This is a genomic window from Lysinibacillus sp. FSL P2-0066 (assembly GCF_037969495.1).
GTDB classification, from domain to species: domain Bacteria; phylum Bacillota; class Bacilli; order Bacillales_A; family Planococcaceae; genus Lysinibacillus; species Lysinibacillus boronitolerans.
Window position 1 is genome coordinate 1,261,560 of record NZ_CP150202.1, and the last position, 15,485, is coordinate 1,277,044.

15 protein-coding genes are annotated in these 15,485 nt (G+C 38.2%); 14 read left to right on the plus strand and 1 reads right to left on the minus strand.

The genetic code is table 11. The features are described from left to right. Positions 1 to 3: 3 nt before the first annotated feature. From sigF to MKZ14_RS06040, 4 genes are all read left to right on the plus strand, one after another. The gene (gene sigF, locus MKZ14_RS06025) at positions 4 to 795 is read left to right on the plus strand and encodes an RNA polymerase sporulation sigma factor SigF (RefSeq protein ID WP_009370709.1); all 792 of its coding nucleotides are present in this window, start codon (positions 4 to 6) and stop codon (positions 793 to 795) included. Positions 796 to 810: 15 nt separating this feature from the next. Further along, positions 811 to 2,259, plus strand: coding sequence for a spore germination protein (locus MKZ14_RS06030; RefSeq protein ID WP_036080156.1), 1,449 nt, complete (start codon positions 811 to 813; stop codon positions 2,257 to 2,259). Between the two features lie 223 nt (positions 2,260 to 2,482). Next, on the plus strand, positions 2,483 to 3,802 hold the full coding sequence (gene lysA, locus MKZ14_RS06035) for a diaminopimelate decarboxylase (RefSeq protein ID WP_036080153.1): 1,320 nt from the start codon (positions 2,483 to 2,485) through the stop codon (positions 3,800 to 3,802). Between the two features lie 199 nt (positions 3,803 to 4,001). Then, entirely contained in the window at positions 4,002 to 4,373 is a 372-nt protein-coding gene (locus MKZ14_RS06040) for a GNAT family N-acetyltransferase (RefSeq protein ID WP_016992990.1), read from the plus strand. Here MKZ14_RS06040 and MKZ14_RS06045 read toward each other — a convergent pair. After that, positions 4,370 to 4,876 carry a DUF309 domain-containing protein gene (locus MKZ14_RS06045; RefSeq protein ID WP_339280659.1) on the minus strand — a complete coding sequence of 169 codons (507 nt, stop codon included), beginning with the start codon at positions 4,874 to 4,876 and terminating at the stop codon, positions 4,370 to 4,372. The two genes, MKZ14_RS06040 and MKZ14_RS06045, sit on opposite strands and share 4 nt — an antisense overlap. Positions 4,877 to 4,931: 55 nt before the next feature. Between MKZ14_RS06045 and MKZ14_RS06050 the strand changes: the two genes are divergently transcribed. The 10 genes from MKZ14_RS06050 to MKZ14_RS06095 all read left to right on the plus strand — a co-directional run bounded on the left by MKZ14_RS06050 (position 4,932) and on the right by MKZ14_RS06095 (position 15,467). After that, positions 4,932 to 5,711 carry a segregation/condensation protein A gene (locus MKZ14_RS06050; RefSeq protein ID WP_016992993.1) on the plus strand — a complete coding sequence of 260 codons (780 nt, stop codon included), beginning with the start codon at positions 4,932 to 4,934 and terminating at the stop codon, positions 5,709 to 5,711. Continuing rightward, positions 5,683 to 6,276 carry an SMC-Scp complex subunit ScpB gene (scpB, locus tag MKZ14_RS06055; protein ID WP_016992995.1) on the plus strand — a complete coding sequence of 198 codons (594 nt, stop codon included), beginning with the start codon at positions 5,683 to 5,685 and terminating at the stop codon, positions 6,274 to 6,276. The genes MKZ14_RS06050 and scpB overlap by 29 nt, the downstream gene beginning before the upstream one ends. A gap of 77 nt (positions 6,277 to 6,353) precedes the next feature. Continuing rightward, the gene (locus MKZ14_RS06060; RefSeq protein ID WP_258860300.1) at positions 6,354 to 7,424 is read left to right on the plus strand and encodes a serine hydrolase; all 1,071 of its coding nucleotides are present in this window, start codon (positions 6,354 to 6,356) and stop codon (positions 7,422 to 7,424) included. 103 nt (positions 7,425 to 7,527) lie between these two features. Continuing rightward, a complete protein-coding gene (locus tag MKZ14_RS06065; RefSeq protein ID WP_339280660.1) occupies positions 7,528 to 8,115 on the plus strand; it encodes a hypothetical protein in 588 nt (195 codons plus the stop codon). Between the two features lie 301 nt (positions 8,116 to 8,416). After that, positions 8,417 to 9,148 carry a pseudouridine synthase gene (locus tag MKZ14_RS06070; RefSeq protein WP_004232209.1) on the plus strand — a complete coding sequence of 244 codons (732 nt, stop codon included), beginning with the start codon at positions 8,417 to 8,419 and terminating at the stop codon, positions 9,146 to 9,148. 318 nt (positions 9,149 to 9,466) lie between these two features. Further along, positions 9,467 to 10,006 (plus strand): thiol-disulfide oxidoreductase ResA, encoded by a 540-nt coding sequence (resA, locus tag MKZ14_RS06075; protein WP_004232210.1) that lies wholly within the window; start codon positions 9,467 to 9,469, stop codon positions 10,004 to 10,006. A gap of 6 nt (positions 10,007 to 10,012) precedes the next feature. Beyond that, complete coding sequence (locus MKZ14_RS06080) at positions 10,013 to 11,689, plus strand: cytochrome c biogenesis protein ResB (RefSeq protein ID WP_054550608.1); 1,677 nt, start codon at positions 10,013 to 10,015, stop codon at positions 11,687 to 11,689. Then, on the plus strand, positions 11,686 to 12,867 hold the full coding sequence (gene ccsB / locus MKZ14_RS06085; protein ID WP_339280661.1) for a c-type cytochrome biogenesis protein CcsB: 1,182 nt from the start codon (positions 11,686 to 11,688) through the stop codon (positions 12,865 to 12,867). Before MKZ14_RS06080 ends, ccsB begins: the two co-directional genes overlap by 4 nt. A gap of 115 nt (positions 12,868 to 12,982) precedes the next feature. Further along, positions 12,983 to 13,699 (plus strand): response regulator transcription factor, encoded by a 717-nt coding sequence (locus MKZ14_RS06090; protein WP_004232215.1) that lies wholly within the window; start codon positions 12,983 to 12,985, stop codon positions 13,697 to 13,699. Next, positions 13,692 to 15,467, plus strand: coding sequence for an ATP-binding protein (locus tag MKZ14_RS06095; protein WP_016995169.1), 1,776 nt, complete (start codon positions 13,692 to 13,694; stop codon positions 15,465 to 15,467). Before MKZ14_RS06090 ends, MKZ14_RS06095 begins: the two co-directional genes overlap by 8 nt. Positions 15,468 to 15,485 lie beyond the last annotated feature (18 nt).

Below are 15,485 nucleotides of genomic sequence, written 5' to 3' on the forward strand. Positions count from 1 at the left end.
CCCGTGAAGCCGTTAGAACAGTCGTCCGATAAGCTATTGTCTCAGGAGGAAATGCGTGATTTAATTGCACGTGCACAGCAGGGCGATCATGAGGCTCGTAAACGAATGGTAGAAGGCAATACGAGACTTGTGTGGTCCATTGTTCAACGTTTTACAACGAGAGGTGTTGAGCTTGAGGATTTATTCCAGATTGGCTGCATTGGGCTCATGAAATCTGTGGATAAATTCGATTTAACCTATGATGTGAAATTTTCAACCTATGCCGTACCGATGATCATTGGAGAAATTCAACGCTTTTTAAGGGATGATGGCATGGTGAAGGTGAGCCGCTCTATTCGTGAGCTCAATTTTAAAATCCGCCATGCTACAGATGAATTTATTAAAAAGAACGAACATCCACCAACCATTCAAGAGCTTGCTCAGGTGCTTGGTGTGACAACAGAGGAAATTGTTACCGCATCCGATGCATTGAGAGACCCAGCCTCTCTTCATGAGCAATTGTATGAGAGTGAGGGGGATTCCATTACACTAATGGATCAAATGAAGGATGAAAAATCGGAGCAACCCTTTGACTATATCCCGTTGAAAGAAGTACTAACGAGACTTGAGCCAAGAGAACAGTCTATCATATATCTTCGCTATTTTTCAGATTGCACGCAAACTGAAATTGCAAATAGGTTAGGTATATCGCAGGTACAAGTATCCCGATTAGAGAAAAAAATCCTTGCCCAGCTGAAAAGTTGGATGGCAACAAGCGCAACAGTGGAGCAGGAAGTAATAAAAAAAGACATCTAAGAAAATGGTGACAGCATGACAAATAAATTATTTAACAGCTTAGAAGAAGCCGAAGATTTTCTTATAGAACAATTTGGTGACGGCGAATCGTTTGACGTTGGTATTAAACACTTATTTGTCAAGGATTTGCCGGTCCTTTGTGCATATATTAGTGGGCTTGTAGATGGAGAAGCTTTAACACAATTACTGTCTAGCATGCTTCCAGATGAGGACATTGAGATTGATGTAGAGGATGAGAAGGAATATTTTGAGTCCTATTTTAATTTCCATGGACGTTCAGAGGAAACAGAGCGTAAGGCCTATTTACTATCCATTTTGAGTGGACAAGTCACCTTTATTACTAAAAGTGGCTATTGCTATGTTGCAGAGCTTAGAAACTATCCAGGACGTTCTCCTGAAGAGCCAGATAATGAAAAAGTTATTCGTGGCTCAAGGGATGGCTTTACAGAAGGAATTTCTCAAAATACGGCTTTAATACGTAGACGAATTCGCAATAGTAATTTACGTTTCGAGCTACATAAAATATCCAAAATCGGTCAAACCGACGTGGCGATCGCGTTTATGAAGGATGTTGCCAATGAAGATATGCTCGAAAGTTTACGACAGCGTCTTGGACAAATCAATCATGATGGCTTGACGATGGCTGATAAATCATTAGAAGAATGGCTTTTTAAACAAAAGTTCCACCCAGTGCCATTTGTACGTTATACGGAGAGGCCCGATATTGCTGCAGCTCATCTACTTGAAGGGCATATAGCTATATTAGTCGACACTTCTCCATCCGTTATTTTAGTGCCTGTTACGGTGTTTCATTTATTACAGCATGCAGAGGAATATCGTCAGGCACCGACCGTAGGGACGTTTGTACGTTTTATGCGATATTTTGGCTCAGTTATGGGTTTACTTTTATTGCCGTTGTGGTATGTATTTGCAACGAATGAATCCCTACTTCCAGATGCCCTCTCCTTTTTAGGTACGGAGGAGAAATCGCATGTACCTTTATTACTACAAATTTTGATTGCAGATATTGGCATTGAATTTTTGAGGATGGCCGCCATTCATACTCCGTCACCATTATCCACAGCGATGGGATTGGTTGCGGGGGTAATCATTGGTCAAATTGCAATTGATGTTGGATTATTCTCATCAGAGGTGGTCCTCTATACAGCAGTTGCAGCCATTCTTATTTTCATTATTCCATCCTATGAGCTCAGTATCTCCATTAAAATTTTTAGGTTACTGTTACTTCTAATGACGGGTCTCTGGGGTGTGAATGGGTTATTTATTGGTTTATTTTTATTGTTTACGTATTTATGTTCATTGCGACCAATGCAGGCACCTTATTTATGGCCGCTTGTTCCATTCTTTCCAACAGCGATGCTTCGTGTCATCATTCGTTTCCCAATGACTTCGGACGCACTAAGACCTTATGTAGTCGCTTCCAAACAGCGAAAAAGATCATAGGAGCCGTTGCACTCGTTTTTTTCATGTGATAAAGTTCACATATAGTATTTTGTGATTTTTGCAAAAATTATTTTCATTCAAGAAAAAGCAAGTACTATACATTTGTTTTTTTATATTTGATGGAAATAATTTCTAGATGGGATGGCTCTAAACAGTAAAGAACAATCCCCTATCAAGCCGTAAAAATAACAAGATGGAACGATGTGAAAAGGGAGAGATGCACATGCATTTATATGGAACACAAGCGATTTCTGAAAATGGTCATTTAACAATTGGACAGGTAGACACACTAGAGCTAGCAAAAGAGTATGGTACACCACTTTTCGTGTATGATACTGCACTTATTCGTAAGCGTGCGCGTAGCTTTATCGATACGTTTAAAAAACTAGGCGTAAAAGCAGAAGTAGCTTATGCTTCAAAAGCATTTGCATGTGTAGCGGTGTATCAATTAGCAGCAGAAGAAAATTTATCATTGGATGTTGTATCTGGTGGAGAATTATTTACTGCATTAAAGGCAGGTTTCCCTGCAGAGCGCATTCATTTTCATGGTAACAATAAAAGCAATGCAGAAATAGAGCTAGCTTTTGACTCCAAGATTGGATGTATTGTTGTAGATAATTTCTATGAAATACAGCTTTTGAAAGATATTTCGGAGCGCCGTCAGCAAAAAATGCGTATATTATTACGTGTTACACCAGGTGTTGAAGCACATACGCATGATTTCATCACGACAGGTCAAGCAGATTCAAAATTCGGCTTTGACTTAAACAATGGTCAAGCAGATGAAGCATTCCAACAGACATTTAACCATGAATTCCTAGAGCTACTTGGCTTACATTGCCATATTGGCTCACAAATTTTTGATACTGCTGGTTTTGGCTTGGCTGGAGAAAAATTGATTGACAAAATTTCTGATTGGAACAAGACTCACGGATTTACATGTACTGTGTTAAACTTAGGTGGGGGCTTTGGTATTCGTTATACTGAAGAAGATGCACCGCTTGAACCACAAGTATATGTAGAGGATATGATTACAGTTGTCAAAAATAAAGCAACTGTTCTTGGACTGAAGATGCCGGAAATTTGGATTGAACCAGGTCGATCACTTGTAGGTGATGCAGGAACATCTCTTTATACAATCGGTTCACAAAAAACAGTGCCAGATGTGCGAAAATATATTGCTGTTGATGGCGGTATGAGTGATAATATCCGTCCCGCATTATACGACGCTAAATATGAGGCAATCATCGCAAGTAAGGCGAACGAGCCGAAAGATGAACTCTATACAGTTGCTGGTAAATTATGTGAATCTGGCGATAAATTAATTATTGATGCTAAACTACAAGATGCTGCTTCAGGTGATGTGTTAGCCATCTTCTGTACAGGTGCGTATGGGTATTCGATGGCTAGTAACTATAATCGTGTGCCAAGACCTGCAGTTGTATTTGTAGAGGATGGACAGCATCAACTAGCTATTCGCCGCGAAAGTTATGAAGATATTGTGCAAAACGATCTCCCGCTAACTTTAAAAAAGGGTGAGTAAATTTGAGGAAAAATAAGTGGGTATTACTAGCGTCCATTACAACATTTATTTTATTATGGGGCGTAGTCTATTGGGTGTTGGCGTCGAAAGGTATTCTCGGACCTGGTTCGTAAGACAGAAATTGGCTTGCGGTAAAAGTACAAATCGTGTAGGATAGTCAAAGATTATGTACAGCTAGAAAAAGAGGGAATAGACAAATATGTTAATTCGATATAAAAAAGCTTTAGAGAAAATAGCAATGGGGCTACTTTCATTTATGCCTAACGAAAAAGACGTAAAAAAGCTTACAGAAACCATCCACTCCTATGAAAATGACGATAATTGGGTTTTATACTTATGGAAAAAGAATGATGAATATGTTGGCATTGTAGGGCTTGTTGTTGATGAGCATAATATAGCCACAATCCAGCACGTGTCGGTGATCCCTTCCTATAGGGGAGAGGGAGTAGCAACTGAGATGCTTCAAGAAGTGGCAGAAATTGGCCAATATGAAAGTGTGCGTGCTACAGATGAAACACGCAGTTTTGTTCAAAAATGTATTCATTGTATCGATGAAAAAGCAGACGATTAACAACGTCTGCTTTTTCTTTGTTTGCTTTCTTGTCGCTCTGCAAGAATATGTGAGCGATCTCGAAGCATATGTTTATGAAGAAGATAATTTGAGCTATTTGATGGCAAAAGCTTTATACGTGCTAGCGCTAAATCCAGCAAGTGAGGTGAGAGAGGGAGCTGGAAAGTTTGAAAGGACTTGCCCGTTTTAATCAAAGTGATAGCTTTTGCTATTTGTGTTAGGAGTTCAGGATAATCAATTTCTTGGAAAAAAACATGCCCTTCATTTACTTGAAAATTATGAAGTGCTTTTTCTAAAATTCGTTTAGCACCAGTATTATTACAACGTCGCCAATGATAGAAGCCTGTTGCCAGCTGTACATAGCCGACAAGCGGATGCGTTTTATCACCAGGAGCAATTTCCTTCCAATATTCCTCTAGCACTTCATGGCATTCAAAAAAATCTTGATTGCCATTAAAATAAGCACAGTAATCTATAAATAAAGTATGATGCTGTGGATGCATTTTGGACTCCTTTCCACTATACTAAAAGAACATAGAATCTCAGGGTGGTAAAATAATGTCTTATGAAGTAAAATTAGAAGCCTTTTCAGGGCCTCTTGATTTATTATTGCATTTAATTCACAGATTGGAAATTGATATCTATGATATCCCAATGGCTGAAATTACACAACAATATATCGACCATATACATGCAATGCAAGTACTGGAGTTAAATGAAGCAAGTGAATATTTAGTAATGGCAGCAACGTTGCTGGCAATTAAAAGCCGCATGTTATTGCCAATTCACGAAGGAGAGATGGAGGACGCAGAATTAGAAGTGGACGGCCCTGACCCTCGTGAAGAATTGGTGCAACGCTTAATCGAATATAAAAAGTACAAGGAAGCAGCAAGTAATTTGCAAGAGCTTGAAACAGACCGAGCTCAGGTATTTACGAGGCCACCTGCTGATTTAACAGGATTAGCCTCAGAAGAACAGATGGCTTTATTTGATTTGAATGTGAATATCTATGATATGCTTGGAGCATTTCAAAAATTGATGCGTCGCAAAAAATTAAAGAAACCATTAAAAACAACTGTAGCAAGGCAGGAACGATCAGTAAAAGATCAAATGCGTTCTGTTGTGGATTCTTTACGATTAACAGGTGGACGTGCATCGTTTTTCGAGCTTTTTCCCTATGAAGATAAGCCAACACTTATTCTAACGTTTGTATCCCTTCTTGAACTGATGAAGCGTCAGGTCGTCATCGTAGAGCAAGATGGTAACTTTGAAGAATTAATGGTTACCTTACAGAAGGAGGAATGGGAAGATGACGAAAACATTGATGTTACAGAGTAAAATTGAAGCCTTATTGTTTGTTGTGGGAGATGATGGCTTAACGATTAAACAACTCTCACAACTTTTAGGAGAACAGGAAGAGCTGATCCTTCAAACAATGAATACATTGAGAGAAGCCTATGAAGAAGATTTAGCAAGAGGAATTACGGTGAAAGAAATTGCAGGCGTCTATCAGCTCATTACAAAATCTGAGTTTGCCGATACGATTCAAAGATTAGTAGAAAATCCAACGGCACAATCCTTATCTCAAGCCTCCCTCGAAGTGTTGGCAATAGTGGCATACAAACAGCCCATTACACGTGTAGCGATAGAAGATTTGCGCGGTGTCAAGTGTGAACGCCCAATCCAGACGTTAGTTTCACGAGGATTAATTAAAGAGGTAGGTCGGTCAGAAGGGACTGGACGTGCCATCTTATATGGAACAACAAAAGAATTTTTACATTATTTTGGCTTAAATAGTATAGAAGAAATGCCTCCTCTACCTGAAGAGGACCTTGCTGAAACAGAACAAGAAACAGATTTATTTATGACAAAATTCCAAGAGACATTTAGCGGGGCAAAATAATGGTTAGGTATAATGCGTTGCCTTCAACATAAATATAAATCTATAAATTCCTATCACATTGAATAAGGAGTGGCTCGTTGCTTCGGTTATTTCGTTTAACACTGATCATGATTATTGTGTTAATGGTCATGCTTCCTCAAACTAGTTTAGCAAGAGGAGGAAGCGGCTATGCTGTCTTAGATGGCGATACAGGACGGATTTTAATAGGGTCCAATAGCGATGAACGATTACCTATTGCTAGTTTAACGAAAATTTGGACAGCACTTGTGGCAATTGAAAATAGTGACTTGCAGGAAGAAGTCGTCATATCTCCGAAGGCTGCTATGGCTGAGGGGAGTTCTATTTACTTACAGGCTGGTGAAACGGTGACAGTTGAAACGTTATTGTATGGCTTAATGCTACGTTCAGGCAATGATGCTGCAACAGCTTTAGCCGAACATGTAGGGGGATCTGTCGAGGGCTTTGTCAAATTAATGAATGAAAGAGCCGTTATTGCAGGTCTTACTAATACCGTCTTTATGAATCCTTCTGGTCTTCATCATGATGAGCATTTATCGTCTGCAAGAGATACTGCTGAGATGTTAAGACTTGCTTTGCAAAATAAAACATTTGAGAAAATTGCTTCAACGGTACTTTATCGGGCAAATACAGTAAACGGAATGCTATGGGAAAATAAACACCGTCTATTAAGAGAAGGTTCAGGAATAGCAGCAGATATAGATGATGAGACAGAGCAGCCTGTTAGTTCCTTAAAGTCAGCCACTGGTACTGCATTTGCTGGAAAAACAGGCTTTACTAAAGTTGCTGGACGAACACTTGCAACGGCCTTTCAAAAGGATGGGCAAACCTGCATTGTCGTCACATTAAATGAATCAGATGATTGGAATGTACATCGAGGCTTATCCAATAAAGTATGGCAAGATTATAGTCTTGAAACAGTAGTGAAGAAGGGTAAATACAATGTCAATAAAAAGTTGGCTATTCGTTTACAAGAGCCTATTCGACTCCAATTAAATAAAGAGGAAAAAGAACAAGTGAGGCAAGTATTACATGTTTCAAGGAAACGTCAAGAAGCAGTCCTGTCGATCTTTTTAGGGGAAGAACGTATTTATGCAACGCCAGTAAAAGTTGAATCAGCGGATCGTTAAAAACGATTTGCTGATTTTTTACATTATTTGATTAATTAGTGTTAAATTTGGTAGAATGATAATGAAGATAGAATTCTTAATTTTCGAAAAAGGGGTGAGGAAATTGAGGAATGCTTCTATGGAAAGTAAAGGTAGACAAATTCAATTTGGGCTAATAATTGTCTTATTCTTATCAAGTTTAATTGTCCCTGTCATTCTACTATATCCAATTCAAGAGATGCTATATCGACCTAATGAATTTTATTATTTTGCACCTTATTTTAATGCTTATATTATCTTTATGGTCTCTTTATTTGTTATGGCCCTCGTACTACTAATCAATTATTTGATCATACCTAAAACGAAAAAAAGAAAGAATATTCAACGTGGTCTAGTGTCTGCTTCCTTATTAATTGCCTTAGGTTTTATCGCATTAAGCTTTAATACTTATAAATGGATAGATTCGAGAGGTATTCATATGAATCCATTTTTTAGTTTAAAAGTAAATTTTGTCGAGTGGGAAGAAATAGTGAAAGTTGAGCAGGTTAATCTAGAAAAAAGTGGAGTGACAAAGCCTGATCATCTGGTTTTTACATTTCAAGACGGTTCAACAATGGAGGAACCTTTGGCAGGCAACATGATACTGGCTAAAAACTATATAGCCAATGAGTTAAAGCAACGTGGCCTAACAATTGAAAATGTATACAAATAAAAGCTGCCGAATGGTAGCTTTTTTTCTGTCAAAATAAACATTATACAATCGATTCGCATGATTACCAAATGAGTATACTGCTAGTAAACAAAACAAAATCTCGGTTCAAATGTTAAGAAATTAGCGAATGAGAAATTATTTGGAATACTCAAATAAAAAATGTGAAATTTGTTTTTCTTTAATAATGTCTAAAAGTATGACATAATTTTCACAGATTAGCGGGAAAAATAACCCTATTCATTGGATCGAAATCGAATGATGACGAACGTGTCAATGTGAAAGAAAACTAGAGGTGAAAAAAATGGAAAGATTACAAAAGGTCATTGCCTATGCAGGCGTTGCGTCAAGGCGCAAGGCAGAGCAATTGATTTTAGAAGGTAAAGTTAAAGTAAATGGTGTAGTGGTTCGTGAGTTAGGAACAAAGGTATCTAATTCCGATACAATTGAAGTAGAAGGTGTAAAACTAGAAAAAGAAGATAAGGTATATTTCTTACTTTACAAACCACGTGGAACAATTTCTGCAGTTACAGATGATAAAGGACGCAAAACTGTCACAGATTTATTTCATCATATTCCGCAACGTATTTTCCCAGTTGGTCGTCTTGATTATGATACATCTGGATTATTGCTATTGACAAATGATGGGGAATTTTCCTATATGTTGACACATCCGAAATTTAAAATTGACAAAACCTATATCGCTCGTGTCAAAGGTGTGCCAACAATTGAAGGGCTTAAAAAGCTTCAACGAGGGATCAAATTAGAGGATGGTAAGACAGCACCTGCTAAGGTAAGCATGACATCTTTCGATGAAAAAGCGGGCAAAGCTATTTGTGAAATCACGATTCATGAAGGGCGCAATCGTCAAGTTCGTCGTATGTTTGAAGCGATTGGAACACCCGTTGTCAAATTAAAACGCGAACGCTTTGCTTTCTTAGATTTATTTGGCCTTGCTCCAGGAGAATACCGTGAATTATCAAAGCATGAAGTAAAGCAACTACGTGTGTTAGCAGAAACAGGAAAGCTTGATTAATGCAATTTTGCCAGAAGAAAGTGTGGATACCACAAGAGGTATTTGGATGTTTACACTTTCTTTGTGGTGAAATCGTTCATAAATCATTCATAATTAATAGCTAAGTGTTTTTGTATCATTTTGCTATAATAGGTGAGAATAGTACACCTAGTAGCAGTTTGTTCAAAAAAGCTGTAACACATTTAATCCGGTATTGTTGACGTCAATGTGAAAGAAGCTTTTACATACTTATAGACGTATAGAGCATGAAAAAGTTCTATTTGTCTCTTCCTTATGTAAAAGCAAACGCAAGCCGTAATTGATAGGGGGTTTATTAACTTGGAGAAAAAGAAAAAACGTCTTGTACTGCGAACTGTCATTTTAGCTGTGTTAGCGTTGGCAATCGGGTACACAGTATATGGAACAGCAACAAAGGAAAAAGTAGAGTTAGTAGCAGTAGGCTCTGAGGCACCTGACTTCACGTTAGTAGATTTAAACGGTGAAAAACATAAATTGTCGGATTATAAAGGGCAAGGGGTATTTTTAAATTTCTGGGGAACTTGGTGTAAGCCTTGCGAGAAGGAAATGCCTGCGATGGACAATCAGTATCAAGAATTTAAAGATCATGGTGTACAAACATTAGCTGTCAATATTGCTCAAACAGATTTTGAAGTACAGAATTTTGTCGATCGATATGGGTTGTCATTTCCAGTAGTTATCGATAAAACAAAAAGTGTTATGACTGCTTATAATGTAGGTCAATTACCTGCAACAGTGCTAATCGATCCAGAAGGCAAAGTGGCCAAAATTATTACAGGTGAAATGACGGAGAAGGATATTGCTTCGTACATGGAATTAGTGAAGCCAAATAAGGAGTAAATGACGATGGAAAAAATCATTTGTGCTTGTGGTCATAGTAATCCATACGGCACGAAGCTTTGTGAGAAATGTGGTCGTCCTTTAACCGAGGAAGAAAAACAAAATAAGGTTGTTGATATGCGCTATGATGGTATGGCCATTCGCTCCAAAACATATAACAAATCATTTGTTGATAAAATATGGAATTTCTTCTCAAGTGTTAAAGTTGGTATATCCTTAATTATAATCACATTAATTGCTGCTTCAGTCGGAACATTACTACCACAAGAGTTTTACGTAAAAGCTTCTGATATGGAGAAGGGGGCTTACTACGCAGACGTATATGGTACATTCGGTAAAATCTATTATACGTTGGGGCTTTCGGATTTATATAGCTCATGGTGGTTCCAGATTTTGGTTGGTATGCTAGCGGTATCAATTATAGTGGCAAGTCTTGACCGAGGCATTCCACTTTATAAATCATTAAAGAATCAACGTGTTAAAAGACATGAAAGCTTTATGAAGCGTCAGCGCATTGTTGCAGAAGGACAAGTGTCAGCGAGTGCGGAGGAAACGCTTGATAAAGTGGCTCAAAAAATGACTGAGATGAAGTATTCTGTTCGTCGAGATGGTAGCGCTCTCTTAGCTGAAAAAGGACGCTTTTCTCGTTACGGTCCGTACATAAACCATGTAGGTCTCATCATTTTTTTAGGTGGGGTCATGCTACGTCTAGTTCCAGGCTTCTATGTTGATGAATCGATATGGGTGCGTGAAGGTGAAACACGAGCTATCACTGGAATGGAAGGCTATTTCATTGAAAACCGTGACTTTATTTTAGAAACACATGATAATACACCTCAAGGTGAGCAAGTTAAACAGGGTGTGAATGTAGTGGCTAAAAACTTCCAGACCGATATTACACTTTACAAGCAACCTGAAGACGCATTGCCTGGGGATACGGAAAATCTTGAAAAAGTAAAAGACTATTCTATTCGTGTAAACCATCCTTTGAAAGAAGATGGCTTTGCTCTTTACCAGATGGATTATCGTCTAAATGAATTAAAACAGATGAACTTTGAATTAATTAATAAGACAACAGAGAAATCATTAGGTAAGGTAGAGATTGATTTAACAAATCCTAAAAAAGAATATGATTTAGGGAATGGTTCATCCGTTCAAATTCTTGTCTATACACCTGATTTTGATGGATTTGAAAATGGAGAACCTCAGACTAAAACGTCTATTCCAAATAATCCTGCATTTTTATTTAAAATGACTACACCAGAAACTCCTGAAGGAGAAGTAAGCTTTGTTGAAATTATGCAGCCTCCTTTAGAACCACTGGGTGAAAATAAATACAGAATGAAATTTGCTAGTGCAGAGATGCGTGATATGTCAGGTATTACGGTGCGAAAAGATAGTACCATCCCTATTCTGTTTGTTGGTGGGGTCATCTTTATGATCGGTGTTGCCATTGGCTCTTACTGGAATCATCGTCGTTTATGGCTTCAAGTGGAACCAGACGGCCGTGTGTTAATGGCTGCCCATGTCAACAAAAATATGTTCAGCATGAAAAAGGATTTAGATGCTGTTACAACATTTGCTGCATTGCCTCCGTATAAAGATCAGTTAGAGAAAGATGAGGCTGGCGAAGAGTCCACTACTGGTGGCATTAAAGAAAAGGAAGGTGACAACACCTTATGAGTTTGATTGACTTAAGTGGAAACTTACTATTTGTAGCGTTTATTGCTTATCTAGTTGCGACATTATTATTTGGTGGTTCAATTAAGCAAGGTAATGCTACTGGTAAAAATACTGGCAAATGGGGCAAGCTTGCCATTGTGGTTACTATTATTGGTTTCCTATCACAGCTTGGCTATTTTATTACGCGTTGGATTTATACAGGACATGCGCCAGTAAGTAATATGTTCGAATTTACAACTGCCTTTGGTATGTTCATTGTCGGCGCGTTTATCTTAATTTATTTTATTTATCGTTTGACTGCACTTGGATTAGTGGCACTGCCTGTTGCGCTTTTGATTATTGCTTATGCAGCAATGTTCCCGAAAGAAGTAAGTCCATTAGTGCCTTCATTACAAAGTCATTGGTTAACAATTCACGTTATTACAGCAGCATTAGGGCAATCTATTTTAGCCATTAGTGCTGTGGCAGGACTTATTTACTTATTAAAAGTTGTTGATTTAACAAAGCCTTCTAAACAACGTTTTTGGTTAGAGGCCGTTATGTACTGTCTTGTAGTAGTTGTTGGGTTTGTTGCAGTTACATCTACATTTAGTGCGATGGATTATGAGTCTAGCTATAATTATGTGGATAAAGAAGGAACTACTCGTAAAATTATTTACAATTTACCTCCAGTATTCGGTATGAATGAATATGAAGTGATAGAAGAACATGGCATGTCGCCATTAGTAGAAATGCCAGCATTAATTAATGCGAAAAAATTAACAACTGTTGTTTGGTCATTAATGGTAGGATCTGTGTTGTATTTATTAATTCGTTTAATTGCTCGCCGTCGAATTAGTGCCATTTTCCAACCACTTGTTAAACGTGTCAATTTACAATTACTTGATGAAATTGGTTATCGTTCAGTGCTGATTGGTTTCCCTGTATTCTCCCTTGGTGCTTTAATCTTTGCGATGATTTGGGCACAAATTGCTTGGAGTCGTTTCTGGGGTTGGGATCCAAAAGAAGTATGGGCTCTTATTACATGGTTATTCTATGCAGCATTCCTGCATTTACGTCTATCAAAAGGCTGGGAAGGTCGAAAATCTGCTTGGTTAGCATTAATTGGTTTCGGGATTATTTTATTCAACCTAATTGCTGTTAACTTAATTCTGGCAGGTTTACACTCCTACGCGTAACCTGTGAAGCAACAAGCCTTTTCGCTGTAGCGAAGAGGCTTTCTTTTCTTTTCAATATGTGTCACACCATGTACAATAGAAGTTAGAGAAAGATTGGAAGAGAGGGATCGTGAAAGTGTCAGAAAATATTTCAGTATTAGTAGTAGATGACGAGGATCGTATTCGCCGCTTATTAAAAATGTATCTTGAGCGTGAAGGATACCTTGTTGACGAGGCCGAAAATGGTGAACAAGCGATCGAGAAATCTTTAGAAAAAGAGTATCACTGTATTTTACTTGATATTATGATGCCTGAAAAAGATGGGCTAGAAGTGTGTGCGGAAATTCGAGAGCGCGCAGCAACACCGATTATTTTATTAACTGCCAAAGGCGAAGAAGCGAACCGTGTACAAGGGTTTGAGCTTGGTGCAGATGACTATATTGTAAAACCATTTAGTCCTCGTGAGGTTGTGCTACGTGTGAAGGCTATTTTACGCCGTTCACAGGCTTTCTCACCAACGACAAATGCGTCTTCTTCAAAAGATTTAGTGGTGTTCCAACATTTAATGATTGATCATGATGCACACCGTGTGACTGCAGAGGGCATTGAGGTTAATTTAACACCGAAAGAGTATGAATTGCTATACTTTTTAGCGAAATCGCCAGACAAAGTATTTGACCGTGAACAACTACTAAAAGAGGTATGGCATTATGACTTCTTTGGTGATTTACGTACAGTGGACACACATGTAAAACGTTTACGTGAAAAGCTCAACCGAGTTTCTGAAAACGCTGCTAAAATGATTGTGACGGTTTGGGGCGTTGGATACAAATTTGAGGTTGTCAATGAATAGAATATGGAATAGTGTTGTCGGGAAGCTATGGGTAACCATATTGCTTCTCGTTTCATTTGTATTATTTGTTTTCACGGTGTTAATGCTTGAATTTCTTCAAAATTACCATATGCAGCAAGCAGAAATTTCATTGCGGCAAACAGCTGCAACGGTAGCAAGTATAGTAGATGACAATGAAACAGCCGAATCTACCTCGGAATTATTAAAAGATATTTTACCTACAGGGACCAATGCATTGATCGCTATCAGTCATGTTGAAGTGTCCTTTGCGATGCAAGAGGGTGTCAATAAAAAAGAAATACAAGATACCATTTTAGCCAATAAATCTTTTCATGAAGTGTTTCAATCAGATGAACCGATTATTAAAGAAATGATGATGCCTTCTTCAACTGATCAAGAAAAGATGGAATCTTATGTCGTACTTGGTTTTCCGCTAAATGTTGAAAATGCAGTACATGGAGCTGTCTTCATCTATCAAAGCCCTGATGCGCTACATAAAACGTCTAAGGAAACAACGAAAATTGTCTTTTTAGCAGCCTTCATAGCATTTGTGTTGACGACATTCTTCGCATTTTTCCTTTCTTCACGTATTACTTCGCCATTGAGAAAAATGCGTGAATTGGCTTTTGAAATCGCGAAAGGGAATTTTGAAGCGAAAATGCCTACTACCCAAAATGACGAAATTGGTCAGCTTGCCGTTGCCTTTAACCAAATGGGCCGTCAATTAAAGCATAATTTAGAGGTCATCAATCAAGAAAACGAACAGCTTTCTAATATTTTGACATCTATGACAGATGCTGTGATTACATTTAACCGTGATCGTACAATATTATTAAGTAATCCACCAGCAGAACGGCTAATGCAAAAGTGGTTTGTGAATAAAGGCTCACAAAGTGCTAAACCTATCCCGCCAGAGCTGTATCATATGCTTGATCATGTGCTGATGTTTGAGGATAAACTAGAAGAGGAAATTGAAATGGACGGCAGCTATTATACGTTTACTATTAGTCCCCTTTATAGTGGTGAAATGATACGTGGCGCTGTGGCTGTTATTCGTGATATGACTGAACAACATCGCTTAGAAAAACTTAGATCCGATTTTATAGCCAATGTCTCTCATGAGCTACGGACACCGATTGCCATGCTTCAAGGTTATTCGGAAGCATTGATGGATGATGATTTTATTCAGGATCAGGAAGAGCGTAATGAGATTACCAAAATTATTTATGATGAATCGAAGCGAATGGGCCGTCTTGTGACAGATCTATTAGATTTAGCACGCATGGAATCAGGGCATATGACGCTATATAAAGATGAATTACCGATTAATTCTACATTCGAACGAATTACACAAAAATTTGCGCAGGTAGCAAAAGAAAAGCACGTTCGTCTGCAATTTGACAGTGAATTTAATGACGAGGCTATGATTAATATAGATGAGGATCGCATTGAACAAGTGCTTACAAATTTAGTTGACAATGCCCTTAGACATACAGATGAAGGGTCTGTGACTGTAAAAGTAGAGCAGGAGCCGACATTTGCTAAAATATCTGTCCAAGATACAGGACATGGCATTCCTCAAGAGGACTTACCCTATGTCTTTGAACGTTTTTATAAAGCCGATAAGGCACGTACTCGTTCCAAGGGTGGAACTGGTCTCGGCTTAGCCATTGCTAGAAATATTGTGAAGGCACACTCAGGTAATATAATGGTAGACAGTGTGCTGAAAGAGGGTACGACCTTCACGTTTTATTTACCGTTCGATTAATAACATGTATTGCTATTA